General features: G+C 55.6%; 22 protein-coding genes and 6 pseudogenes. 18 read left to right on the plus strand and 10 right to left on the minus strand.

Annotation, left to right across the window (positions count from 1 at the left end; all coding sequences use genetic code 11):
* Positions 1-51 precede the first annotated feature (51 nt).
* A complete protein-coding gene (locus ccrud_RS14530; protein WP_000602738.1) occupies positions 52-804 on the plus strand; it encodes an IS6 family transposase in 753 nt (250 codons plus the stop codon).
* Between the two features lie 110 nt (positions 805-914).
* Here the strand turns inward: ccrud_RS14530 and ccrud_RS15270 are convergent.
* The 3 genes and pseudogenes from ccrud_RS15270 to aac(3)-IVa all read right to left on the minus strand — a co-directional run.
* A pseudogene (locus tag ccrud_RS15270) lies at positions 915-1220 on the minus strand (AAC(3) family N-acetyltransferase); the annotation flags it as partial.
* 5 nt (positions 1221-1225) lie between these two features.
* On the minus strand, positions 1226-2251 hold the full coding sequence (aph(4)-Ia, locus tag ccrud_RS14535) for an aminoglycoside O-phosphotransferase APH(4)-Ia (RefSeq protein WP_000742814.1): 1026 nt from the start codon (positions 2249-2251) through the stop codon (positions 1226-1228).
* Positions 2252-2479: 228 nt separating this feature from the next.
* Complete coding sequence (gene aac(3)-IVa / locus ccrud_RS14545; protein ID WP_001199192.1) at positions 2480-3256, minus strand: aminoglycoside N-acetyltransferase AAC(3)-IVa; 777 nt, start codon at positions 3254-3256, stop codon at positions 2480-2482.
* Between the two features lie 113 nt (positions 3257-3369).
* Here aac(3)-IVa and ccrud_RS14550 point away from each other — a divergent pair, with 113 nt between their 5' ends.
* Together ccrud_RS14550 and ccrud_RS14555 are read left to right on the plus strand one after the other, a co-directional pair.
* Entirely contained in the window at positions 3370-4074 is a 705-nt protein-coding gene (locus ccrud_RS14550; protein WP_001067855.1) for an IS6-like element IS26 family transposase, read from the plus strand.
* A gap of 93 nt (positions 4075-4167) precedes the next feature.
* On the plus strand, positions 4168-4515 hold the full coding sequence (locus ccrud_RS14555) for a LysR substrate-binding domain-containing protein (RefSeq protein ID WP_001016278.1): 348 nt from the start codon (positions 4168-4170) through the stop codon (positions 4513-4515).
* A gap of 136 nt (positions 4516-4651) precedes the next feature.
* Here the strand turns inward: ccrud_RS14555 and aph(3')-Ia are convergent, their stop codons facing one another.
* A complete protein-coding gene (gene aph(3')-Ia / locus ccrud_RS14560; protein WP_000018323.1) occupies positions 4652-5467 on the minus strand; it encodes an aminoglycoside O-phosphotransferase APH(3')-Ia in 816 nt (271 codons plus the stop codon).
* 129 nt (positions 5468-5596) lie between these two features.
* On the opposite strand from aph(3')-Ia, the gene ccrud_RS14565 reads away from it, so the two are divergent.
* The 7 genes and pseudogenes from ccrud_RS14565 to ccrud_RS14595 all read left to right on the plus strand — a co-directional run bounded on the left by ccrud_RS14565 (position 5597) and on the right by ccrud_RS14595 (position 10981).
* Positions 5597-6301, plus strand: coding sequence for an IS6-like element IS26 family transposase (locus ccrud_RS14565; RefSeq protein ID WP_001067855.1), 705 nt, complete (start codon positions 5597-5599; stop codon positions 6299-6301).
* 53 nt (positions 6302-6354) lie between these two features.
* A pseudogene (locus ccrud_RS14570) lies at positions 6355-6792 on the plus strand (ATP-binding protein); the annotation flags it as partial.
* A 44-nt stretch (positions 6793-6836) separates the two neighbouring features.
* On the plus strand, positions 6837-7406 hold the full coding sequence (locus tag ccrud_RS14575) for a recombinase family protein (protein WP_050545069.1): 570 nt from the start codon (positions 6837-6839) through the stop codon (positions 7404-7406).
* 65 nt (positions 7407-7471) lie between these two features.
* Positions 7472-8275, plus strand: a complete 804-nt coding sequence (aph(3'')-Ib, locus tag ccrud_RS14580) for an aminoglycoside O-phosphotransferase APH(3'')-Ib (RefSeq protein ID WP_001082319.1) — start codon at positions 7472-7474, stop codon at positions 8273-8275.
* A complete protein-coding gene (locus ccrud_RS14585) occupies positions 8275-9111 on the plus strand; it encodes an aminoglycoside O-phosphotransferase APH(6)-Id (protein WP_000480968.1) in 837 nt (278 codons plus the stop codon). The genes aph(3'')-Ib (ccrud_RS14580) and ccrud_RS14585 overlap by 1 nt, the downstream gene beginning before the upstream one ends.
* A 105-nt stretch (positions 9112-9216) precedes the next feature.
* Positions 9217-10158 (plus strand): annotated as a pseudogene (locus ccrud_RS14590) (IS91-like element ISCR2 family transposase); the annotation flags it as partial.
* Between the two features lie 205 nt (positions 10159-10363).
* Positions 10364-10981: a DUF4159 domain-containing protein gene (locus tag ccrud_RS14595; RefSeq protein ID WP_066570478.1), complete on the plus strand. Its 618-nt coding sequence runs from the start codon at positions 10364-10366 to the stop codon at positions 10979-10981.
* Between the two features lie 54 nt (positions 10982-11035).
* Here ccrud_RS14595 and ccrud_RS14600 read toward each other — a convergent pair whose 3' ends face one another.
* Together ccrud_RS14600 and ccrud_RS15155 are read right to left on the minus strand one after the other, a co-directional pair.
* Positions 11036-11551, minus strand: a complete 516-nt coding sequence (locus ccrud_RS14600; RefSeq protein WP_066570481.1) for a dihydrofolate reductase — start codon at positions 11549-11551, stop codon at positions 11036-11038.
* 533 nt (positions 11552-12084) lie between these two features.
* Positions 12085-12210 (minus strand): annotated as a pseudogene (locus ccrud_RS15155) (plasmid mobilization protein); the annotation flags it as partial.
* A 329-nt stretch (positions 12211-12539) separates the two neighbouring features.
* Between ccrud_RS15155 and ccrud_RS14610 the strand changes: the two are divergent.
* Together ccrud_RS14610 and ccrud_RS14615 are read left to right on the plus strand one after the other, a co-directional pair.
* Positions 12540-12932 carry a TraK family protein gene (locus ccrud_RS14610; protein WP_052928019.1) on the plus strand — a complete coding sequence of 131 codons (393 nt, stop codon included), beginning with the start codon at positions 12540-12542 and terminating at the stop codon, positions 12930-12932.
* 244 nt (positions 12933-13176) lie between these two features.
* The gene (locus ccrud_RS14615) at positions 13177-14670 is read left to right on the plus strand and encodes an IS91-like element ISCR2 family transposase (RefSeq protein WP_001120888.1); all 1494 of its coding nucleotides are present in this window, start codon (positions 13177-13179) and stop codon (positions 14668-14670) included.
* 235 nt (positions 14671-14905) lie between these two features.
* Here the strand turns inward: ccrud_RS14615 and ccrud_RS14620 are convergent.
* Positions 14906-15148 (minus strand): annotated as a pseudogene (locus ccrud_RS14620) (phosphoglucosamine mutase); the annotation flags it as partial.
* Between the two features lie 86 nt (positions 15149-15234).
* Positions 15235-16050, minus strand: coding sequence for a sulfonamide-resistant dihydropteroate synthase Sul2 (gene sul2 / locus ccrud_RS14625; protein ID WP_001043260.1), 816 nt, complete (start codon positions 16048-16050; stop codon positions 15235-15237).
* A gap of 79 nt (positions 16051-16129) precedes the next feature.
* Here sul2 and ccrud_RS14630 point away from each other — a divergent pair, with 79 nt between their 5' ends.
* Entirely contained in the window at positions 16130-16840 is a 711-nt protein-coding gene (locus tag ccrud_RS14630) for an IS6 family transposase (RefSeq protein ID WP_066570492.1), read from the plus strand.
* Positions 16841-17028: 188 nt separating this feature from the next.
* On the opposite strand, the gene ccrud_RS14635 is transcribed toward ccrud_RS14630, so the two are convergent.
* Positions 17029-17787 carry a S1 family peptidase gene (locus ccrud_RS14635; protein WP_169003004.1) on the minus strand — a complete coding sequence of 253 codons (759 nt, stop codon included), beginning with the start codon at positions 17785-17787 and terminating at the stop codon, positions 17029-17031.
* A gap of 213 nt (positions 17788-18000) precedes the next feature.
* Here ccrud_RS14635 and ccrud_RS15165 point away from each other — a divergent pair.
* Positions 18001-18558, plus strand: a pseudogene (locus tag ccrud_RS15165) (transposase zinc-binding domain-containing protein); the annotation flags it as partial.
* 33 nt (positions 18559-18591) lie between these two features.
* Here ccrud_RS15165 and ccrud_RS14645 read toward each other — a convergent pair.
* On the minus strand, positions 18592-21477 hold the full coding sequence (locus ccrud_RS14645; protein WP_001138082.1) for a Tn3 family transposase: 2886 nt from the start codon (positions 21475-21477) through the stop codon (positions 18592-18594).
* 125 nt (positions 21478-21602) lie between these two features.
* Here ccrud_RS14645 and ccrud_RS14650 point away from each other — a divergent pair, with 125 nt between their 5' ends.
* From ccrud_RS14650 to ccrud_RS14670, 4 genes are all read left to right on the plus strand, one after another.
* Entirely contained in the window at positions 21603-22217 is a 615-nt protein-coding gene (locus ccrud_RS14650; protein WP_000904906.1) for a recombinase family protein, read from the plus strand.
* Between the two features lie 64 nt (positions 22218-22281).
* A protein-coding gene (locus ccrud_RS14660; RefSeq protein WP_085959879.1) for an IS3-like element IS1133 family transposase occupies positions 22282-23411 on the plus strand; the annotation gives its coding sequence in 2 pieces (ribosomal slippage) (positions 22282-22528 and positions 22528-23411; 1131 coding nt in all).
* Positions 23412-23517: 106 nt separating this feature from the next.
* Positions 23518-24321, plus strand: coding sequence for an aminoglycoside O-phosphotransferase APH(3'')-Ib (gene aph(3'')-Ib, locus ccrud_RS14665; protein ID WP_001082319.1), 804 nt, complete (start codon positions 23518-23520; stop codon positions 24319-24321).
* Entirely contained in the window at positions 24321-25157 is an 837-nt protein-coding gene (locus tag ccrud_RS14670) for an aminoglycoside O-phosphotransferase APH(6)-Id (protein WP_000480968.1), read from the plus strand. The genes aph(3'')-Ib (ccrud_RS14665) and ccrud_RS14670 overlap by 1 nt, the downstream gene beginning before the upstream one ends.
* Positions 25158-25264: the final 107 nt, after the last annotated feature.

Consider the following 25264-nt stretch of genomic DNA (forward strand, 5'->3'; position numbering starts at 1 on the left):
TGTTGACCATGGGGAGAGAAGTTGCCGCTCCTGATATTGCGGAGCGAGCCGATGATTTTGAATACCATTGCCGAAAAGCTGAAGCGCCAGTCGAAGGATGATTTCAAGGGCAGGCATTTCGAGGCCTGGCTGATTGTACAGGCGGTTGCCTGGTACTTGCGCTACCCGCTCAGCTATCGTGACTTGGAAGAGATGTTTCGCGAGCGGGGCTTCGAGGTCGATCATAGCACGATCAACCGCTGGGTATTGGCTTATGCACCTGTCATCGAGAAACGGCTGCGGCAGTTTCGTCGACCCCATTGCGGCTCGGTCCGGATTGATGAGACCTATGTCAAGATCCGCGGCAAATGGCGCTATCTGTACCGAGCCATCGATAAGCATGGCAATCCGGTGGATTTCCTGCTGACCGCTAAGCGCGATCTCGACGCTGCCAAGCGGTTCTTCCGAAAGATGCTTAAAGATGAACCCTTGTTGTCGCCGAACAGGATTGGGACGGACGGGGCCAACACCTTCCCGTCAACGATCAAAACGTCGGTTGATGATGGGCTTCTCCATCCCGATCCCGTGCATTATGTGACCAAACATCTCCAGCAGGGGATTGAGAGCGACCATTTCCGGGTGAAGAAGAACATGCCGAAGATCGGCGGTTTCCAATCCTTTAACACGGCGCGGCGAACCATCGCGGGTTTCGAGGCGATGCTGTGGCTGCGGAAGGGCTTTGGCTTTTCAGGCGGCTGGACCGTCAATGACCAGAATGATTTGCTTGCGCGCCTCTTCGGACTGCAAAAGGTTAACAAAGCATGAAAATACCGGCCTTGGCTGGGTGATAGCTGCCTCCAAAAGTGTTTGCGACACGCCCGGAACAATTCAGCCACTGCACCCATGTTCCGAGTTGGTGTGGTTTGCGGATCGTATGCCGGCATCTCGTTGCGCAAGATCTGCACCCAATCGGCAGGCACGGGCGGCGATCTCCAATCTGCGGGATCAGTCAGATCACCCGAGTGCGTGGGCATGACAATCGTGCCCTGGGGACCAACACAATCCAGAAGGGCCTGAATCACTGCGACCGGCCCTCCCGCGACCCAGCCGAGCGAGCTTAGCGAACTGTGGACGAGAACTGTGCCACCAAGCGTAAGGCCGTTCTCTCGCATTTGCCTTGCTAGGCTCGCGCGAGTTGCTGGCTGAGGCGTTCTCGAAATCAGCTCTTGTTCGGTCGGCATCTACTCTATTCCTTTGCCCTCGGACGAGTGCTGGGGCGTCGGTTTCCACTATCGGCGAGTACTTCTACACAGCCATCGGTCCAGACGGCCGCGCTTCTGCGGGCGATTTGTGTACGCCCGACAGTCCCGGCTCCGGATCGGACGATTGCGTCGCATCGACCCTGCGCCCAAGCTGCATCATCGAAATTGCCGTCAACCAAGCTCTGATAGAGTTGGTCAAGACCAATGCGGAGCATATACGCCCGGAGCCGCGGCGATCCTGCAAGCTCCGGATGCCTCCGCTCGAAGTAGCGCGTCTGCTGCTCCATACAAGCCAACCACGGCCTCCAGAAGAAGATGTTGGCGACCTCGTATTGGGAATCCCCGAACATCGCCTCGCTCCAGTCAATGACCGCTGTTATGCGGCCATTGTCCGTCAGGACATTGTTGGAGCCGAAATCCGCGTGCACGAGGTGCCGGACTTCGGGGCAGTCCTCGGCCCAAAGCATCAGCTCATCGAGAGCCTGCGCGACGGACGCACTGACGGTGTCGTCCATCACAGTTTGCCAGTGATACACATGGGGATCAGCAATCGCGCATATGAAATCACGCCATGTAGTGTATTGACCGATTCCTTGCGGTCCGAATGGGCCGAACCCGCTCGTCTGGCTAAGATCGGCCGCAGCGATCGCATCCATGGCCTCCGCGACCGGCTGCAGAACAGCGGGCAGTTCGGTTTCAGGCAGGTCTTGCAACGTGACACCCTGTGCACGGCGGGAGATGCAATAGGTCAGGCTCTCGCTGAATTCCCCAATGTCAAGCACTTCCGGAATCGGGAGCGCGGCCGATGCAAAGTGCCGATAAACATAACGATCTTTGTAGAAACCATCGGCGCAGCTATTTACCCGCAGGACATATCCACGCCCTCCTACATCGAAGCTGAAAGCACGAGATTCTTCGCCCTCCGAGAGCTGCATCAGGTCGGAGACGCTGTCGAACTTTTCGATCAGAAACTTCTCGACAGACGTCGCGGTGAGTTCAGGCTTTTTCATATCTCATTGCCCCCGGACGAGCGTCTGCTCCGCCATTCGCCGTCCGCCGTGCCAATCGGATCAGCCGTCCAAATGCGGGATTTTCGTTAGTCGGAGGCCAAACGGCATTGAGCGTCAGCATATCATCAGCGAGCTGAAGAAAGACAATCCCCGATCCGCTCCACGTGTTGCCCCAGCAATCAGCGCGACCTTGCCCCTCCAACGTCATCTCGTTCTCCGCTCATGAGCTCAGCCAATCGACTGGCGAGCGGCATCGCATTCTTCGCATCCCGCCTCTGGCGGATGCAGGAAGATCAACGGATCTCGGCCCAGTTGACCCAGGGCTGTCGCCACAATGTCGCGGGAGCGGATCAACCGAGCAAAGGCATGACCGACTGGACCTTCCTTCTGAAGGCTCTTCTCCTTGAGCCACCTGTCCGCCAAGGCAAAGCGCTCACAGCAGTGGTCATTCTCGAGATAATCGACGCGTACCAACTTGCCATCCTGAAGAATGGTGCAGTGTCTCGGCACCCCATAGGGAACCTTTGCCATCAACTCGGCAAGATGCAGCGTCGTGTTGGCATCGTGTCCCACGCCGAGGAGAAGTACCTGCCCATCGAGTTCATGGACACGGGCGACCGGGCTTGCAGGCGAGTGAGGTGGCAGGGGCAATGGATCAGAGATGATCTGCTCTGCCTGTGGCCCCGCTGCCGCAAAGGCAAATGGATGGGCGCTGCGCTTTACATTTGGCAGGCGCCAGAATGTGTCAGAGACAACTCCAAGGTCCGGTGTAACGGGCGACGTGGCAGGATCGAACGGCTCGTCGTCCAGACCTGACCACGAGGGCATGACGAGCGTCCCTCCCGGACCCAGCGCAGCACGCAGGGCCTCGATCAGTCCAAGTGGCCCATCTTCGAGGGGCCGGACGCTACGGAAGGAGCTGTGGACCAGCAGCACACCGCCGGGGGTAACCCCAAGGTTGAGAAGCTGACCGATGAGCTCGGCTTTTCGCCATTCGTATTGCACGACATTGCACTCCACCGCTGATGACATCAGTCGATCATAGCACGATCAACGGCACTGTTGCAAATAGTCGGTGGTGATAAACTTATCATCCCCTTTTGCTGATGGAGCTGCACATGAACCCATTCAAAGGCCGGCATTTTCAGCGTGACATCATTCTGTGGGCCGTACGCTGGTACTGCAAATACGGCATCAGTTACCGTGAGCTGCAGGAGATGCTGGCTGAACGCGGAGTGAATGTCGATCACTCCACGATTTACCGCTGGGTTCAGCGTTATGCGCCTGAAATGGAAAAACGGCTGCGCTGGTACTGGCGTAACCCTTCCGATCTTTGCCCGTGGCACATGGATGAAACCTACGTGAAGGTCAATGGCCGCTGGGCGTATCTGTACCGGGCCGTCGACAGCCGGGGCCGCACTGTCGATTTTTATCTCTCCTCCCGTCGTAACAGCAAAGCTGCATACCGGTTTCTGGGTAAAATCCTCAACAACGTGAAGAAGTGGCAGATCCCGCGATTCATCAACACGGATAAAGCGCCCGCCTATGGTCGCGCGCTTGCTCTGCTCAAACGCGAAGGCCGGTGCCCGTCTGACGTTGAACACCGACAGATTAAGTACCGGAACAACGTGATTGAATGCGATCATGGCAAACTGAAACGGATAATCGGCGCCACGCTGGGATTTAAATCCATGAAGACGGCTTACGCCACCATCAAAGGTATTGAGGTGATGCGTGCACTACGCAAAGGCCAGGCCTCAGCATTTTATTATGGTGATCCCCTGGGCGAAATGCGCCTGGTAAGCAGAGTTTTTGAAATGTAAGGCCTTTGAATAAGACAAAAGGCTGCCTCATCGCTAACTTTGCAACAGTGCCATTTTAAGCGTTATGCTAAGCCCAGGAAGCCGCAGGATCTTTTGAACCACAACTGCATTAACGTCCGCTATTCTGATACGAGTGGATTGTACGCCTGGGAATTCGAGAAAGATGCTCAGAAATTCAGTCTGAAAGTCAAAGGGCAATATATTGCGAACAGCACGATTCATCAGCTCGATGCAGCATTAGACGGGCTGGGGATTGCCTATATTCCCGAGTATGTTGCAGATGGATATATCAAAAGCGGCAAGCTGATTGCTGTTCTGACCGAGTGGTGTCCATATTTTGACGGCTACCATATTTATTATCCTCACCGCCGACAGGATTCTCCTGCGTTTATGGCTTTTCTGCAAGTTTTGCGTGACAGGTACAATAATGGAATAAGATAAATTTATGAGTAAAGGATTATGTCCACGATAAGCACCTGGGTCGATTCCTGGGAGGCGGCCATGAGGGTAGGGAAGCGCCGTCCCGTCAAGTCAGCGTAATGCTCTGCCAGTGTTACAACCAATTAACCAATTCTGATTAGAAAAACTCATCGAGCATCAAATGAAACTGCAATTTATTCATATCAGGATTATCAATACCATATTTTTGAAAAAGCCGTTTCTGTAATGAAGGAGAAAACTCACCGAGGCAGTTCCATAGGATGGCAAGATCCTGGTATCGGTCTGCGATTCCGACTCGTCCAACATCAATACAACCTATTAATTTCCCCTCGTCAAAAATAAGGTTATCAAGTGAGAAATCACCATGAGTGACGACTGAATCCGGTGAGAATGGCAAAAGCTTATGCATTTCTTTCCAGACTTGTTCAACAGGCCAGCCATTACGCTCGTCATCAAAATCACTCGCATCAACCAAACCGTTATTCATTCGTGATTGCGCCTGAGCGAGACGAAATGCGCGATCGCTGTTAAAAGGACAATTACAAACAGGAATCGAATGCAACCGGCGCAGGAACGCTGCCAGCGCATCAACAATATTTTCACCTGAATCAGGATATTCTTCTAATACCTGGAATGCTGTTTTCCCGGGGATCGCAGTGGTGAGTAACCATGCATCATCAGGAGTACGGATAAAATGCTTGATGGTCGGAAGAGGCATAAATGCCGTCAGCCAGTTTAGTCTGACCATCTCATCTGTAACATCATTGGCAACGCTACCTTTGCCATGTTTCAGAAACAACTCTGGCGCATCGGGCTTCCCATACAATCGATAGATTGTCGCACCTGATTGCCCGACATTATCGCGAGCCCATCTATACCCATATAAATCAGCATCCAGGTTGGAATTTAATCGCGGCCTCGAGCAAGACGTTTCCCGTTGAATATGGCTCATAACACCCCTTGTATTACTGTTTATGTAAGCAGACAGTTTTATTGTTCATGATGATATATTTTTATCGGCACTGTTGCAAATAGTCGGTGGTGATAAACTTATCATCCCCTTTTGCTGATGGAGCTGCACATGAACCCATTCAAAGGCCGGCATTTTCAGCGTGACATCATTCTGTGGGCCGTACGCTGGTACTGCAAATACGGCATCAGTTACCGTGAGCTGCAGGAGATGCTGGCTGAACGCGGAGTGAATGTCGATCACTCCACGATTTACCGCTGGGTTCAGCGTTATGCGCCTGAAATGGAAAAACGGCTGCGCTGGTACTGGCGTAACCCTTCCGATCTTTGCCCGTGGCACATGGATGAAACCTACGTGAAGGTCAATGGCCGCTGGGCGTATCTGTACCGGGCCGTCGACAGCCGGGGCCGCACTGTCGATTTTTATCTCTCCTCCCGTCGTAACAGCAAAGCTGCATACCGGTTTCTGGGTAAAATCCTCAACAACGTGAAGAAGTGGCAGATCCCGCGATTCATCAACACGGATAAAGCGCCCGCCTATGGTCGCGCGCTTGCTCTGCTCAAACGCGAAGGCCGGTGCCCGTCTGACGTTGAACACCGACAGATTAAGTACCGGAACAACGTGATTGAATGCGATCATGGCAAACTGAAACGGATAATCGGCGCCACGCTGGGATTTAAATCCATGAAGACGGCTTACGCCACCATCAAAGGTATTGAGGTGATGCGTGCACTACGCAAAGGCCAGGCCTCAGCATTTTATTATGGTGATCCCCTGGGCGAAATGCGCCTGGTAAGCAGAGTTTTTGAAATGTAAGGCCTTTGAATAAGACAAAAGGCTGCCTCATCGCTAACTTTGCAACAGTGCCCCTGGCGATGGCACTGGGTTACAAGGCGACGCAAGCCGGCATCAAGACGCGCTTCACGACTGCGGCCGACCTGATGCTGGCGTTGACGACGGCGCATACCCAGAACAATCTGAAGGCGGTGATGCACCGCGCGATCAAGGCATATCGGCTCTTGATCATCGACGAGATAGGTTACTTGCCGATGAACCGGGAACAGGCAAACCTGTTCTTCCAGGTGATCGCAGCCTTGTATGAACGCAGCAGCCTGATCGTGACCAGCAACCTGCCGTTCGGGCAATGGGACACGACCTTCGCGCAGGATACGACGCTGACCGCGGCCCTGCTCGACCGGCTGCTGCACCATGCGCACATCGTGCCGATTGCCGGGGAAAGCTATCGGCTGAAGCACCAGCGACAGGCCGGGATGATGAGGGGGAGCGATGTTGCAGAAATTGGCTGAACACGGACGGTGTTCAGCGACGGCGGTGTATCAGTTTTAAATCGCTGGCACGAAAAAATCTGTATCAGTTTTCAATCGCCGTTGACAAACGGGACAATATCTATGATGATCTTGCTTCCGGCGGTCGTGATGATCGCCCTGGCTTGACTGCCTGCCTCAAGTCATTGCGTGACGGCGATGTGCTGGTGGTCTGGAAGCTCGATCGCCTCGGACGATCGCTTGCCCATCTGGTCAACACGGTGAAGGAGCTGTCAGACCGCAAGATCGGCCTGCGGGTTCTGACTGGAAAGGGCGCTCAGATCGACACCACGACTGCGTCCGGTCGCATGGTGTTCGGAATCTTCGCCACCTTGGCCGAGTTCGAGCGGGATCTGATCCGAGAGCGCACCATGGCGGGTCTCGCCTCCGCGAGAGCGCGCGGTCGCAAGGGCGGACGAAAATTCGCGCTCACCAAAGCTCAGGTGCGTCTCGCGCAAGCCGCCATGGCCCAGCGCGATACTTCAGTTTCCGATCTCTGCAAGGAACTCGGCATCGAGCGCGTCACTCTCTACCGATATGTCGGTCCCAAAGGCGAGCTCAGAGACCATGGAAAGCATGTTCTCGGACTTACGTAGCAACTCGTTTCTTTTCGCAGGTTGAGCCACCTCCGCGCTTCATCAGAAAACTGAAGGAACCTCCATTGAATCGAACTAATATTTTTTTTGGTGAATCGCATTCTGACTGGTTGCCTGTCAGAGGCGGAGAATCTGGTGATTTTGTTTTTCGACGTGGTGACGGGCATGCCTTCGCGAAAATCGCACCTGCTTCCCGCCGCGGTGAGCTCGCTGGAGAGCGTGACCGCCTCATTTGGCTCAAAGGTCGAGGTGTGGCTTGCCCCGAGGTGATCAACTGGCAGGAGGAACAGGAGGGTGCATGCTTGGTGATAACGGCAATTCCGGGAGTACCGGCGGCTGATCTGTCTGGAGCGGATTTGCTCAAAGCGTGGCCGTCAATGGGGCAGCAACTTGGCGCTGTTCACAGCCTATCGGTTGATCAATGTCCGTTTGAGCGCAGGCTGTCGCGAATGTTCGGACGCGCCGTTGATGTGGTGTCCCGCAATGCCGTCAATCCCGACTTCTTACCGGACGAGGACAAGAGTACGCCGCAGCTCGATCTTTTGGCTCGTGTCGAACGAGAGCTACCGGTGCGGCTCGACCAAGAGCGCACCGATATGGTTGTTTGCCATGGTGATCCCTGCATGCCGAACTTCATGGTGGACCCTAAAACTCTTCAATGCACGGGTCTGATCGACCTTGGGCGGCTCGGAACAGCAGATCGCTATGCCGATTTGGCACTCATGATTGCTAACGCCGAAGAGAACTGGGCAGCGCCAGATGAAGCAGAGCGCGCCTTCGCTGTCCTATTCAATGTATTGGGGATCGAAGCCCCCGACCGCGAACGCCTTGCCTTCTATCTGCGATTGGACCCTCTGACTTGGGGTTGATGTTCATGCCGCCTGTTTTTCCTGCTCATTGGCACGTTTCGCAACCTGTTCTCATTGCGGACACCTTTTCCAGCCTCGTTTGGAAAGTTTCATTGCCAGACGGGACTCCTGCAATCGTCAAGGGATTGAAACCTATAGAAGACATTGCTGATGAACTGCGCGGGGCCGACTATCTGGTATGGCGCAATGGGAGGGGAGCAGTCCGGTTGCTCGGTCGTGAGAACAATCTGATGTTGCTCGAATATGCCGGGGAGCGAATGCTCTCTCACATCGTTGCCGAGCACGGCGACTACCAGGCGACCGAAATTGCAGCGGAACTAATGGCGAAGCTGTATGCCGCATCTGAGGAACCCCTGCCTTCTGCCCTTCTCCCGATCCGGGATCGCTTTGCAGCTTTGTTTCAGCGGGCGCGCGATGATCAAAACGCAGGTTGTCAAACTGACTACGTCCACGCGGCGATTATAGCCGATCAAATGATGAGCAATGCCTCGGAACTGCGTGGGCTACATGGCGATCTGCATCATGAAAACATCATGTTCTCCAGTCGCGGCTGGCTGGTGATAGATCCCGTCGGTCTGGTCGGTGAAGTGGGCTTTGGCGCCGCCAATATGTTCTACGATCCGGCTGACAGAGACGACCTTTGTCTCGATCCTAGACGCATTGCACAGATGGCGGACGCATTCTCTCGTGCGCTGGACGTCGATCCGCGTCGCCTGCTCGACCAGGCGTACGCTTATGGGTGCCTTTCCGCAGCTTGGAACGCGGATGGAGAAGAGGAGCAACGCGATCTAGCTATCGCGGCCGCGATCAAGCAGGTGCGACAGACGTCATACTAGATATCAAGCGACTTCTCCTATCCCCTGGGAACACATCAATCTTACCGGAGAATATCGTTGGCCAAAGCCTTAGCGTAGGATTTCGCCCTCTCCCGCAAACGACCCCTGAATGTTCACTTCCACATGCTGTTTCTCGACGGTGTGTATGTCGAGCAATCCCACGGCTCAGCGCGTTTCCGCTGGGTCAAGGCGCCGACCAGCCCAGAGCTCACCCAGCTGACGCACACCATCGCCCACCGGGTGGGTCGCTATCTGGAACGGCAAGGCCTGCTGGAACGGGATGTCGAAAACAGCTATCTGGCCTCGGATGCGGTGGATGACGACCCGATGACACCCCTGCTGGGGCACTCGATCACTTACCGTATCGCTGTCGGTTCACAGGCGGGGCGAAAGGTGTTCACTTTGCAAACTCTGCCGACCAGTGGTGATCCGTTCGGTGACGGGATTGGCAAGGTAGCCGGGTCCAGCCTGCACGCCGGCGTGGCGGCCAGGGCCGATGAACGCAAGAAGCTCGAACGGCTGTGCCGGTACATCAGCCGCCCGGCGGTATCCGAGAAGCGGCTGTCGTTAACACGAGGCGGCAACGTGCGCTACCAGCTCAAGACGCCGTACCGGGACGGCACCACGCACGTCATTTTCGAACCATTGGATTTCATTGCAAGGCTGGCCGCCCTGGTACCGAAGCCCAGAGTCAACCTAACCCGCTTCCACGGGGTGTTCGCACCCAACAGTCGGCACCGGGCGTTGGTCACGCCGGCAAAACGGGGCAGGGGCAACAAGGTCAGGGTGGCTGATGAACCGGCAACACCAGCACAACGGCGAGCGTCGATGACATGGGCGCAACGGCTCAAGCGTGTTTTCAATATCGACATCGAGACCTGCAGCGGCTGCGGCGGCGCCATGAAAGTCATCGCCTGCATTGAAGACCCTATAGTGATCAAGCAGATCCTTGATCACCTGAAGCACAAAGCCGAAACCAGCGGGACCAGGGCGTTACCCGAAAGCCGGGCGCCACCGGCTGAGCTGCTCCTGGGTCTGTTTGACTGACGAGCCTGAAGGCCAACGATACCAATCAAAATGCTGCGTTCACAGCGCCGCGGCAGGGATCCGCCGTGCTGGTTGTCGGAAAAGGAGCCGCTAGTGGGAAAGAGGAGGGTAAATTTTCAGCGTTGCTGGCTCCCCGTCAGCCGGATTGGGTTGCATCGCAGGGGTGTCGAAAGAGTCAACTGCGGTCCAAAGCTGTTGGACTTGGGTGAAAAGGGCGTTTATTCTTCCTATACGTCCGTATCAGTTTGCTGTTTTGAAATACAACGGCGGCGGTGACTATTACGCCAATCCTACCTCTGTACCGAATTTAGTGAAATTCTGCAATGAGCAGCTGAACATGAATATTTCTCCGGATGTTCCGTATGTGGACGTCGGAAGTCCGGATCTGTTCCTGTACCCGTTTGTTCACATGACGGGACACGGAAATGTGGTCTTTTCCGCTCAGGAAGCGGAGAACCTGAGAACTTATCTGATGGGTGGTGGTTTCCTTCACATTGACGATAATTACGGGATGGATCAGTTTATTCGGGTGGAAATTAAAAAGCTGTTTCCCAATCACGAATTGGTAGAACTGCCTTATAACCATGCGATCTTCAATCAGAAGTACAAATTCAACGGGTTGCCTAAAATTCACGAGCATGATAATAAGCGGGCACAGGCATTTGCGATTATCGAAAACGGAAAAGTAGTTTTACTATATACCTATGAAACCGACCTGGGAGACGGGTGGGAAGATCAGGCAGTACATAATAATTCACAGGAAAAACGCAGGCAGGCACTACAAATGGGAGCAAATATCGTAATGTATGCGTTTACAGAATAAAGCAAAGTTGCTCATTCAAAAAAACAGGCTTTATACACCGGATACAACAGAAAATTAATCTATCGCTGAATCGTTTTTTGTGTACTTCACTATTTTAAATCCGGCTTCGTGTTTTTCATCGGCAGGGTGTTGACAGACTTCTTCTTTCTTCCATTCCGATTCATTCAGTTGTGGGAAAAACGTATCAGCATCATAGCTCTTATCAACATGAGTAATGTACATTTCACTGACAACATTCAGTGCCTGTTTATAAATTTCTCCGCCACCGATAATAAATACGGTACGATCGGTTTCATTTTTATAATGCTCCAGGCATTCTTCCAAGGAATGGAAAAGCAGGCAACCGGGAGCGGCATATGATGTATTTCGTGTAAGCACGGCATTTTCCCGGTTGGGAAGCGGACGAAACCGTTCGGGAATGGATTCGTAATTTTTACGCCCCAGCACAACAATGTTTCCGGTGGTCGTTTCTCTGAAAAAGCGCATATCTGCCGGGAGGTGCCACATCAGATCATTGTTTTTTCCAATGCCCCCTTCCCTGTCCATTGCTACGATTAACGAAATTTTCATTTTACTTCTGTTATTCCAAACCGGTTAACGTGAACAATCTTTGTTTCGGTTTTATTGAGAACAATGGCATCAATTACCTTCTTATTTCCTTCCGCAGCCACCAGCGAATCCGAATAACCGATCAGGTAATGGATCTTCCCGTTCAGATCATTCACTTTGTAAACAATTGCCATGTGCGGAAGTTCCTCCTTCAGGTGTTTTAACTCAGCCTCTTTTACCTTTACGGCATAATATCCTTTCATGATCCGCTCAACTGCAGCGTCTCTGTCCATGCGGTACTCTCTGATGTTTTTCCCGTGTTTTTCCATCAGCTGGCGACTGTCTGCAAAAAACAAATCTCTGGCAGCCCGATCTGCACTGCTGAAAAACGTGCTGTCCAGTTCGTCGTATCCATAGTCGGGAAGTACATAGTAATGCTTGAAAGGTCCTTCTACTGCCGTATGTACATAAGCGAGTATGTAGTCGGCATCTTTTAAAACAACCTTACCCGCTTTTCGTTCAATGGTGCTACGCAGGATCATTCCTCCGTTTTTATAGCGATCCGTACTCAAGCCAGCCGCTTGTGCGTTGGCCTCAATGGCGGCCCGCTCTTCCGGCAGGCAATACACCTTGATCGGCGTGCTGCTTTTTCTCGTTACCTTCTGCTCTGTCGCCTCCATCTTTGGCGTCCTCCTGGTTCTCTTATTCCGGCGTCCGCCGATGGCCCCGCAGGGCAGGATTCCCGTTGAGCGCCGCAGGTGCGAATAAGGGGAAGTGAAGAGGAACACCATGCTTGCATGGTGGGCCTACTTCACACATCCTGCCCGCTTCACCACCACTTTAACATCACTACCATTTACCGGCTATAACCCGTTTTATCGACAAACACAAGCCGATTCCACGCATAAGGCGTGCAATCTGGCTTTAGTCGCCTTACAATCGCTTTAATAGCGATAGAATCGGCATTAAATCGCGGATAAATCGACATATAAAAGGCGGTAGAATCGGCATGACTAAACGGCTTACAGAGCGCATTGCAGCGCAAATGCAGACCCAAAAGCCCACCCGTTCAGGACAGAATCGGGCGGCTTTCCTGGCCCAGCGCGACGACATAAAAGAGGCTTTGACCGATGGCTGGCCGGTAAAAGCCATCTGGAAAACGCTGCACGATGAAGGGAAAATCAGCTTCGGATATGATGCTTTTATCAGCTATGTGAACAGTCTGATTCGGTCGCCAGGCGAGCCTGAAAAGGCCACCGCAAGACCGCCGGCATCCTCCCAACCGGCCCCCAAGAAAGCCACCCCAGCGACACCCAAACCAGTACCATCAGCCAGCCATAAGCCGGGGGAGATTCCCAGCTTCAACTTCAACCCCAGCCCGAACAAAGCGGACTTGATTTGACGCCCCAAGGGGCGGATTGGACGCCAAGAGGGAAGGCATAGCCCGCCCCTCAAGTGTCAATGAACCCCTGGAAATCGACCCCGAAAACAGCCCCCTTCATAGAGGCGGCCTATTAACATTTGAGTGGGAGTGACGGGCACTGGCTGGCAATGTCTAGCAACGGCAGGCATTTCGGCTGAGGGTAAAAGAACTTTCCGCTAAGCGATAGACTGTATGTAAACACAGTATTGCAAGGACGCGGAACATGCCTCATGTGGCGGCCAGGACGGCCAGCCGGGATCGGGATACTGGTCGTTACCAGAGCCACCGACCCGAGCAAACCCTTCTCTATCAGATCGTTGACGAGTATTACCCGGCATTCGCTGCGCTTATGGCAGAGCAGGGAAAGGAATTGCCGGGCTATGTGCAACGGGAATTTGAAGAATTTCTCCAATGCGGGCGGCTGGAGCATGGCTTTCTACGGGTTCGCTGCGAGTCTTGCCACGCCGAGCACCTGGTCGCTTTCAGCTGTAAGCGTCGCGGTTTCTGCCCGAGCTGTGGGGCGCGGCGGATGGCCGAAAGTGCCGCCTTGCTGGTTGATGAAGTACTGCCTGAACAACCCATGCGTCAGTGGGTGTTGAGCTTCCCGTTTCAGCTGCGTTTCCTGTTTGCCAGCCGGCCCGAGATCATGGGGTGGGTGCTGGGCATCGTTTACCGCGTCATTGCCACGCACCTGGTCAAGAAAGCGGGCCATACCCACCAAGTGGCCAAGACGGGCGCGGTCACCCTGATCCAGCGTTTTGGATCGGCGCTCAATCTGAATGTTCACTTCCACATGCTGTTTCTCGACGGTGTGTATGTCGAGCAATCCCACGGCTCAGCGCGTTTCCGCTGGGTCAAGGCGCCGACCAGCCCAGAGCTCACCCAGCTGACGCACACCATCGCCCACCGGGTGGGTCGCTATCTGGAACGGCAAGGCCTGCTGGAACGGGATGTCGAAAACAGCTATCTGGCCTCGGATGCGGTGGATGACGACCCGATGACACCCCTGCTGGGGCACTCGATCACTTACCGTATCGCTGTCGGTTCACAGGCGGGGCGAAAGGTGTTCACTTTGCAAACTCTGCCGACCAGTGGTGATCCGTTCGGTGACGGGATTGGCAAGGTAGCCGGGTCCAGCCTGCACGCCGGCGTGGCGGCCAGGGCCGATGAACGCAAGAAGCTCGAACGGCTGTGCCGGTACATCAGCCGCCCGGCGGTATCCGAGAAGCGGCTGTCGTTAACACGAGGCGGCAACGTGCGCTACCAGCTCAAGACGCCGTACCGGGACGGCACCACGCACGTCATTTTCGAACCATTGGATTTCATTGCAAGGCTGGCCGCCCTGGTACCGAAGCCCAGAGTCAACCTAACCCGCTTCCACGGGGTGTTCGCACCCAACAGTCGGCACCGGGCGTTGGTCACGCCGGCAAAACGGGGCAGGGGCAACAAGGTCAGGGTGGCTGATGAACCGGCAACACCAGCACAACGGCGAGCGTCGATGACATGGGCGCAACGGCTCAAGCGTGTTTTCAATATCGACATCGAGACCTGCAGCGGCTGCGGCGGCGCCATGAAAGTCATCGCCTGCATTGAAGACCCTATAGTGATCAAGCAGATCCTTGATCACCTGAAGCACAAAGCCGAAACCAGCGGGACCAGGGCGTTACCCGAAAGCCGGGCGCCACCGGCTGAGCTGCTCCTGGGTCTGTTTGACTGACGAGCCTGAAGGCCAACGATACCAATCAAAATGCTGCGTTCACAGCGCCGCGGCAGGGATCCGCCGTGCTGGTTGTCGGAAAAGGAGCCGCTAGTGGGAAAGAGGAGGGTAAATTTTCAGCGTTGCTGGCTCCCCGTCAGCCGGATTGGGTTGCATCGCAGGGGTGTCGAAAGAGTCAACTGCGGTCCAAAGCTGTTGGACTTGGGTGAAAAGGGCGTTTATTCTTCCTATACGTTGTCGGCAGCGGGCCAAAAAGGAATACGTCCATGCCCATCGAGGTGAAACCGGCTGTGAGCGCGGGTTCAAGCATATAGCCCGACAGGCGCGTATCCTTGCCGATCACGACACGATGGCGGTGGTCACCGCGACGAAAGACACGGCCAGCCGCCATGCCGACGCGCAAGGCGGTTTCCGCCGTCATCGCGCCTTCGTTGGCTTTGCCACGAATACCGTCTGTGCCGAAATATTTGCGCACCATAAGGTCGATTATCCTGTCGTCGGGTCGCCCTCAAAGGGGACATGCCTGCTGAACCGCGAATATAGAGAAATATCCCGAATGTGCAGTTAACGAATTCTTGCGGTTTCTTTCAGCGCCGCCAATACCGCCAGCCCGTCGCGCAAGGGGCGCGGCTCGTGTGTGCGGATGAAGTCAGCTCCACCTGCGGCGGCGGCAAGCTCTGCAGCGAGTGTCGCGGCCCCGACATCCCCCGGACCACGGCCTGTGAGCGCGCGCAGAAAGGATTTGCGCGAAACAGACAGAAGCACCGGCAAATCGAAGCGCAGCCGCAATTCATCGAACCGCGCCAGCACCGAGAGCGAGGTTTCGGGAGCAGCCCCCAGAAAAAACCCCATGCCGGGATCAAGGACAAGGCGGTTGCGTTTGATACCGGCACCCGTCAGCGCCGCGATGCGCGCGTCAAAGAACGCCGCAATGTGATCCATGATGTCGCCAGCGGGTGCCTCGCGCCGATCTGCCTGCCCGTCTTGCACCGAATGCATAACGACGAGTTTGGCAGATGATTTCGCCAATTGCGGATAGAACGCAGCGTCTGGAAAACCGCGAATATCATTGAGATAGGCCACACCACGCGACAAGGCATAGGCTTGCGTCGCGGGTTGATAACTGTCGAGCGAGACGGGAATGCCATCTGCCTTGAGCGCGTCCAGCACCGGCGCGATACGCGCGATTTCTGTGTCGGACGAAACAGGCGCGGCGTCGGGATTGCTGGATGCCGGACCGAGGTCGATCACATCTGCCCCCTCGGCCATCAGCTTACGCGCCTGCGCAATGGCTGCGTCTGGCGCCAGATACCGGCCTCCATCGGAGAAACTGTCCGAGGTTATGTTGACGATGCCGAAAATGATGAGCGATTTATTCATGGGGGCTTCTATAATAATAATAATCGGTGCTGTTGCAAAGTTGGGGCAGTAGGAAGACCGGCGTGGAATAATCAGGGCCATGGGCATCTTCTCCGGTCGTCATTTCCCTCGTGAAATCATCCTGTGGGCGGTGCGGTGGTACTGCCGATACGGTGTGAGCTACCGCGACCTCGAAGAGATGATGACCGAGCGTGGCGTGCCGGTCGATCACACCACGATCTACCGCTGGGTCCAGAAATATGCTCCTGAGCTGGATAAGAAGACCCGGTGGTATCGGCAAGTTCCTGACTGGCAGGCCAGGTCCTGGCGGGTGGACGAGACCTATATCCGGGTCGGCGGGACGTGGTGCTACCTCTATCGGGCGATCACCGCTGGTGGAAACACCCTGGATTTTTATCTCTCGCCGAAGCGGAATGTGGCTGCAGCCAAGCGTTTCCTGGCCAAGACCCTGCGGTCGAACACAACAGCCGGCTTTCCCCGGGTGATCAACACCGACAAGGCACCCTCACTCGCCAGGGCAATCTCTGAGCTGAAGGCGGAAGGCGTCTGCCCATCGACGGTAGAGCATCGTCGGGTGAAATACCTCAACAACGTCATCGAAGGCGATCATGGCCGGTTGAAACGGATCCTGGGGCCAAAAGGGGCCTTTAAGAACAGGGCGTCTGCCTATCGGACGTTGAAAGGGATGGAAGCGATGCACTCGTTACGAAAAGGCCAGGGGACGATGTTTGCCTACGGGCAGTCGAACCCGGACGCGGTGATCGTCAGTCGGGTGTTCGAGGCTGCCTGAGAACGCTGGCACGCAGCGAGCCTGAGAGGATGAAGACTGGGTCGTCACGGCTCTCCGGCCAACTTTGCAACAGCACCCGAATTTTCATAGTGATTTACTCCAGTTTTTTAATGTTTTTTTTCTTCATGCGCCGCCCTTCGGCGCTTGGTAATTGACCTGGGCAAAATTTGCCCGGCCTTGGGGTAGCGTTACTTGGCCAGCTGGCCAGCAACGGTTAAAGCTCGGTCAATCGGCACTGTTTGCGTATAACTGCCGCTGCCATAGCTAACCAATGAAACCGCTTCACCGTGCGTATTCACGACCACGCCGCCGGAATTACCGCCCACGACTGAAGCCGTTACAAGCATGAAATCATTAGGGGATAGCATCTTTGCATCGAGGCCGTGCCAGGCAACAATGCCGACACCGACAGCAAAGCCGTAACCGGACGGCGAGCCTATGGCCATAACGTCCTGGCCCGGCCTGGGTAGAGTGTTGGCCACCTTAATCGGTGGCAATGGGTCGCCTTCAAACTCAAGCAAAGCAACGTCCTGCGTTACATCAGCACCGACAACATGAGCCGCCCGCCATTCACCGCCCGCTGTACGGATTCGCAAGGCTTCTTGCCTGTCCACACAATGCGCCGCTGTTAGCACTCGGTTGCCTTCGATGACGAAACCGCCGCATATAGTTTGATGCTGTCGCTTTGCGTCTTGTTTTGCCCAGCCTTTTTGCCAGGCGCGGTAGTGCGTCAATGCTGCTGTGGCAGCGTTTTGTTGAACGCCAGGAATAAGCCAGGCCGGACTGTTTTCAGCAAAGCCGTAGGGCTGCTCGATTGCTGACAAAGCAATAACAGACGGCATTGTATTTTCAGCCAGTGTTGGCCAATCCGGTGCAAGGTAGGGTCTGGTATCGGGTGGCAGTGTGCCGCGCTGGACGCTCTGGCCGCTGATTGAATTGTCGGACAATATGCGCTGCTCACGCCGATAGTCTTGTATTCGTTCTTCTGTGCTATCCAGGGCACGAGCATTTGCAGCGGTCGTACCCAACGCATAACTGGCCAGGAGTGACGGGCACTGGCTGGCAATGTCTAGCAACGGCAGGCATTTCGGCTGAGGGTAAAAGAACTTTCCGCTAAGCGATAGACTGTATGTAAACACAGTATTGCAAGGACGCGGAACATGCCTCATGTGGCGGCCAGGACGGCCAGCCGGGATCGGGATACTGGTCGTTACCAGAGCCACCGACCCGAGCAAACCCTTCTCTATCAGATCGTTGACGAGTATTACCCGGCATTCGCTGCGCTTATGGCAGAGCAGGGAAAGGAATTGCCGGGCTATGTGCAACGGGAATTTGAAGAATTTCTCCAATGCGGGCGGCTGGAGCATGGCTTTCTACGGGTTCGCTGCGAGTCTTGCCACGCCGAGCACCTGGTCGCTTTCAGCTGTAAGCGTCGCGGTTTCTGCCCGAGCTGTGGGGCGCGGCGGATGGCCGAAAGTGCCGCCTTGCTGGTTGATGAAGTACTGCCTGAACAACCCATGCGTCAGTGGGTGTTGAGCTTCCCGTTTCAGCTGCGTTTCCTGTTTGCCAGCCGGCCCGAGATCATGGGGTGGGTGCTGGGCATCGTTTACCGCGTCATTGCCACGCACCTGGTCAAGAAAGCGGGCCATACCCACCAAGTGGCCAAGACGGGCGCGGTCACCCTGATCCAGCGTTTTGGATCGGCGCTCAATCTGAATGGGGTCGTTTGCGGGAGGGGGCGGAATCCTACGCTAAGGCTTTGGCCAGCGATATTCTCCGGTGAGATTGATGTGTTCCCATCCGAGCGGCGAAACATGGGCCAAGAGATCGGGCGATAGCAGCTTTCCATCGCGTTTCTGGTTTGCAACGACCTCGCCGAGCTTCATGGTGTTCCAGAAGATGATGATGGCGGCGAGCAGATTCATGCCGGCGATGCGGTAATGCTGGCCTTCGGCGGAACGGTCGCGGATTTCACCGCGGCGGTGGAAGCTGATTGCCCGCTTCAGCGCATGATGAGCTTCGCCTTTGTTGAGCCCGATCTGGGCACGCCGTTGGAGTTCGGCATCCAGAATCCAGTCGATCATGAACAGGGTGCGCTCGACGCGACCGACTTCCCGCAGGGCTGTCGCGAGCTCGTTCTGCCGCGGATAGGAGGCGAGTTTCCGCAGAATCTGGCTTGGCGCGACGGTCCCGGCAGCAATGGTGGCGGCGATGCGCAGGATGTCGGGCCAATTGCGCTCGATCATGGCTTGGTTGACCTTTCCGCCGATCAACGCTCGCAGGTGCGCCGGGGCGGCCGACGGATTGAACGCGTAGAGCCGTTTGGATGGCAGGTCGCGGATGCGCGGAGCGAACCGGTAGCCGAGAATGGCACATGCGGCAAAGACGTGATCGGTGAAGCCGCCCGTGTCGGTGAACTGCTCGCGGATATGGCGTCCAGCATCGTTCATCAGCAGGCCATCGAGGATGTAAGGCGCTTCGCTTGCCGTTGCAGGAATCACCTGGGTTGCGAACGGCGCATATTGGTCGGAGACGTGGCTATAGGCTTTCAGGCCCGGGGTATTGCCATATTTCGCGTTGACCAGGTTCATGGCCTCACCTTGCTCTGTAGCGACGAAGAACTGTCCGTCGCTCGAAGCCGACGTGCCCATGCCCCAGAACCGGGCCATGGGTAACGCTGCCTGTGCCTCGACCACCATGGCCAGCGCCCGGTCATAGGCTTCGCCCTCGACATGCCACCGTCCAATGCGGATCAATTCCCAGAAGGTGTGGGTGTTTGTCGCATCCGCCATTTTGCGCAAGCCGAGGTTGATCCCTTCCGCCAAGATAACGTTCATTAGCCCGATCCGGTCAGCGCAGGGTGCTCCTGTGCGCAGATGGGTGAACGCTTCGGTGAAGCCGGTCGCCGCATCCACCTCCAGCAGGAGATCGGTGATGCGCGTGGGCGGGATCTGCTTGTAGAGATCGAGCACCAGATCTTCGGCGCCTGTCGGCGCGGCGGCTTCGAGTTTCTCGATATGCAGAACGCCGTTTTCAATCGACCCGCCCGGGATCGTGCCTGCGCGAGCGGCACGGCCAAGCTCGCGCAACCGCATGTCGAGGCGAGCTTGCCGGTCTGCCAGCCATTCCTCCGGCCGCAATGGCACAGCGAGACGACCGCCTTCCGCGATGGATTGTGCCGGAACGAGTGCGTGTTTCAGATCGCCATAGCGCCGGGACCTAGTAAGCCAGACATCTCCGGAGCGGAACGCATCGCGCAGATGGAACAGCACCGCGATCTCCCATAGGCGAGCGTCGCCAGCCCTCTGGGCCCGAAGGTGGCGATGCCATTTCGAGCTGGGCCGCAAGAAGCTGGTCATCGCGGCATCGTTCAAACCGGTACGAAGGGCCGTCACCGCTTCCAGAAGCGGCAGTGCAACGGGCGCAGCTCGCAGATCGAGCAGGCGCAACATGCGTGGAGCGTATCGGCGGAAGCGGTGATAACCGTCGAGCACATGATTGAGCGGATCGTCGGCCATGGTGGCGGTCAGCCTGGTTGCCATTGCAACAAGGGTTTTTAAGCCGTCCCACCCTGACCCACTCGCGATGACATCGCCCAGCGGCTGGCCATCATCCTGTGCATCGACCAGGGCGCCCCCGATCTCGGCGAAGGATTTCAGGGTGTCACGCACCACCCCCGCTTCGTCTGCGACCTTTGCATGGCAAATACGCTCCGAAGCACGGTAGAGACGGCCGACGATCCGGTCGTGGGTTTCGACCACTGCGTCGGCCAACATCGCCTGCCATTCCGAGACGCAAACAGCCAAGATCGCAAGCCGCCTGTCCTCCGGGAGATCGCGCATGCCGTCGGCATAATACCGTTCACCCTGCCTGCGCAGACGAGTCACCCGATGGGCAGGAACGCCGGCAAGCAGATCCTCGGGGAGATCGATGCGTTGCAGATATTCGAGCCGGTCGAGCAGCCGGTTGGCCGACGAAGAGTTCGAGCCAGGCTCGAACTGGCGCAGCCACACAAAACGGGTCACCCGATCATCAGCCGTCTCCTCGAGCAATGCCAGCAACTGTTCTCGGATCGACATAGGCAGCCGACTGGCGATCCTCGTCTCGATGCGTCGCTCGGCATCGACGAGAGCCGCGGCACAAAGCCGCTCGATCGTGGATGTCGCGGGAAGGACAGTGCGGGTGCGTCGGCACTCGGCTACGAAGCGACGGGCGATATCCTCGTTCGACACCGCCATCTCGGCTTCTCGGAACAACCATTCCTTCAGCTCGCTCGCACCACGTCCGGAGAAGGTGCGGAAGCCGTAGAGCCCCCGTAACTCGGCAAGATGCTCGTGCCGTGTTTCCTCGCGGGCAGCATAGTCTACGAGATCGTCGGCACCCAGGCCAAGCTGCGCTCCGATAAATTCGATGACCTCTGCAGGGATCAGTTCGCCTGGAGCCAGCACCCGGCCGGGATAGCGCAGGACACACAATTGCAGGGCGAAGCCGAACCTGTTGTGAGCGCGCCGACGCAGCCTGATATGCCCAAGGTCTTCATCACTCAGCGTATAGTGCTTGAGCAAATCCGTCTGTGAAGTCGGCAAGCGCAACAGCGCGTCTTTCTGCCGATCGGTTAGAGTGACGCGACGCGGCATACATGTTCCTTTTTCAAAATCTGATAGCGTTCAAGACGCTTTGTTTATGAAGCTGGTTGAGATACATTTCCAGAGGTCAATGCAATCGTGGCCGAAGCGCCGCCTCAAACCAACGTTTGTGATACATGCTGATCGGATATGCCCGCGTCTCCAAAGCCGATGGCTCGCAGTCTCTCGACCTGCAGCACGACGCCTTGCGCGCCGCAGGTGTCGAACGGGACAATATCTATGATGATCTTGCTTCCGGCGGTCGTGATGATCGCCCTGGCTTGACTGCCTGCCTCAAGTCATTGCGTGACGGCGATGTGCTGGTGGTCTGGAAGCTCGATCGCCTCGGACGATCGCTTGCCCATCTGGTCAACACGGTGAAGGAGCTGTCAGACCGCAAGATCGGCCTGCGGGTTCTGACTGGAAAGGGCGCTCAGATCGACACCACGACTGCGTCCGGTCGCATGGTGTTCGGAATCTTCGCCACCTTGGCCGAGTTCGAGCGGGATCTGATCCGAGAGCGCACCATGGCGGGTCTCGCCTCCGCGAGAGCGCGCGGTCGCAAGGGCGGACGAAAATTCGCGCTCACCAAAGCTCAGGTGCGTCTCGCGCAAGCCGCCATGGCCCAGCGCGATACTTCAGTTTCCGATCTCTGCAAGGAACTCGGCATCGAGCGCGTCACTCTCTACCGATATGTCGGTCCCAAAGGCGAGCTCAGAGACCATGGAAAGCATGTTCTCGGACTTACGTAGTGGACTTGCCTCGGTTTCGTTCCGGTCTTTTTGAGAGCATTATTTGTTATCAAGGAGACCATATATGTCATTAAAGCATAGTGATGAATTTAAGCGTGATGCAGTTCGCATAGCACTCACTAGTGGCTTAACACGCCGTCAAGTTGCGTCAGATTTAAGTATTGGGCTTTCCACGCTTGGGAAATGGATCGCATCAATTTCCGATGAAACTAAAATTCCTACCCAAGACACTGATCTTCTGCGTGAGAATGAACGTTTACGCAAAGAGAACCGTATCCTTCGGGAGGAGAGGGAGATATTAAAAAAGGCAGCAATATTTTTCGCAGTACAAAAGCTGTGAGATTTCAGTTTATTACGGATTACCGTGGCTCTCTCTCACGTTCACGCATATGTCGTTTGATGGGCGTAACAGATCGTGGTTTACGTGCATGGAAACGCCGTCCTCCATCACTGCGCCAGCGTCGTGATCTTATACTTCTAGCGCATATACGTGAGCAGCATCGGTTGTGTTTGGGGAGCTATGGTAGGCCGCGTATGACAGAAGAGTTGAAAGCGCTGGGCCTGCAGGTTGGGCAGCGTCGGGTTGGACGTTTGATGCGCCAGAATAACATTACAGTTGTTCGAACGCGTAAATTCAAACGGACAACGGATAGTCATCATACCTTCAACATTGCACCGAACCTATTAAAACAAGACTTTAGCGCAAGCGCACCCAACCAGAAATGGGCAGGCGATATCACTTATGTTTGGACCAGAGAAGGATGGGTCTATCTTGCTGTTATCCTTGACCTGTATTCCCGTCGCGTGATTGGCTGGGCAACAGGTGATCGATTAAAGCAGGATCTTGCATTAAGGGCACTGAATATGGCGTTGGCTTTACGCAAACCACCACCGGGTTGTATTCAACACACAGACCGTGGGAGCCAATATTGCGCTCATGAATATCAAAAGCTACTGCTCAAACATCAATTGCTGCCGTCCATGAGCGGGAAAGGCAATTGTTTTGATAACTCCGCAGTAGAAAGCTTCTTTAAATCATTAAAGGCTGAGTTGATTTGGCGCAGACACTGGCAAACAAGGCGAGATATTGAGATTGCAATCTTCGAATATATAAATGGCTTTTATAATCCACGCCGAAGACATTCAACACTCGGCTGGAAATCGCCGGTGGCATTTGAGAAAAAAGCCGCTTAAAATGAGAGATAGACCGGAACACAACCGGTGCAAGTCCATAGCAACTCGTTTCTTTTCGCAGGTTGAGCCACCTCCGCGCTTCATCAGAAAACTGAAGGAACCTCCATTGAATCGAACTAATATTTTTTTTGGTGAATCGCATTCTGACTGGTTGCCTGTCAGAGGCGGAGAATCTGGTGATTTTGTTTTTCGACGTGGTGACGGGCATGCCTTCGCGAAAATCGCACCTGCTTCCCGCCGCGGTGAGCTCGCTGGAGAGCGTGACCGCCTCATTTGGCTCAAAGGTCGAGGTGTGGCTTGCCCCGAGGTGATCAACTGGCAGGAGGAACAGGAGGGTGCATGCTTGGTGATAACGGCAATTCCGGGAGTACCGGCGGCTGATCTGTCTGGAGCGGATTTGCTCAAAGCGTGGCCGTCAATGGGGCAGCAACTTGGCGCTGTTCACAGCCTATCGGTTGATCAATGTCCGTTTGAGCGCAGGCTGTCGCGAATGTTCGGACGCGCCGTTGATGTGGTGTCCCGCAATGCCGTCAATCCCGACTTCTTACCGGACGAGGACAAGAGTACGCCGCAGCTCGATCTTTTGGCTCGTGTCGAACGAGAGCTACCGGTGCGGCTCGACCAAGAGCGCACCGATATGGTTGTTTGCCATGGTGATCCCTGCATGCCGAACTTCATGGTGGACCCTAAAACTCTTCAATGCACGGGTCTGATCGACCTTGGGCGGCTCGGAACAGCAGATCGCTATGCCGATTTGGCACTCATGATTGCTAACGCCGAAGAGAACTGGGCAGCGCCAGATGAAGCAGAGCGCGCCTTCGCTGTCCTATTCAATGTATTGGGGATCGAAGCCCCCGACCGCGAACGCCTTGCCTTCTATCTGCGATTGGACCCTCTGACTTGGGGTTGATGTTCATGCCGCCTGTTTTTCCTGCTCATTGGCACGTTTCGCAACCTGTTCTCATTGCGGACACCTTTTCCAGCCTCGTTTGGAAAGTTTCATTGCCAGACGGGACTCCTGCAATCGTCAAGGGATTGAAACCTATAGAAGACATTGCTGATGAACTGCGCGGGGCCGACTATCTGGTATGGCGCAATGGGAGGGGAGCAGTCCGGTTGCTCGGTCGTGAGAACAATCTGATGTTGCTCGAATATGCCGGGGAGCGAATGCTCTCTCACATCGTTGCCGAGCACGGCGACTACCAGGCGACCGAAATTGCAGCGGAACTAATGGCGAAGCTGTATGCCGCATCTGAGGAACCCCTGCCTTCTGCCCTTCTCCCGATCCGGGATCGCTTTGCAGCTTTGTTTCAGCGGGCGCGCGATGATCAAAACGCAGGTTGTCAAACTGACTACGTCCACGCGGCGATTATAGCCGATCAAATGATGAGCAATGCCTCGGAACTGCGTGGGCTACATGGCGATCTGCATCATGAAAACATCATGTTCTCCAGTCGCGGCTGGCTGGTGATAGATCCCGTCGGTCTGGTCGGTGAAGTGGGCTTTGGCGCCGCCAATATGTTCTACGATCCGGCTGACAGAGACGACCTTTGTCTCGATCCTAGACGCATTGCACAGATGGCGGACGCATTCTCTCGTGCGCTGGACGTCGATCCGCGTCGCCTGCTCGACCAGGCGTACGCTTATGGGTGCCTTTCCGCAGCTTGGAACGCGGATGGAGAAGAGGAGCAACGCGATCTAGCTATCGCGGCCGCGATCAAGCAGGTGCGACAGACGTCATACTAGATATCAAGCGACTTCTCCTATCCCCTGGGAACACATCAATCTTACCGGAGAATATCGTTGGCCAAAGCCTTAGCGTAGGATTTCGCCCTCTCCCGCAAACGACCCCT

It is taken from the genome of Corynebacterium crudilactis, from assembly GCF_001643015.1.
Lineage (GTDB): Bacteria > Actinomycetota > Actinomycetes > Mycobacteriales > Mycobacteriaceae > Corynebacterium > Corynebacterium crudilactis.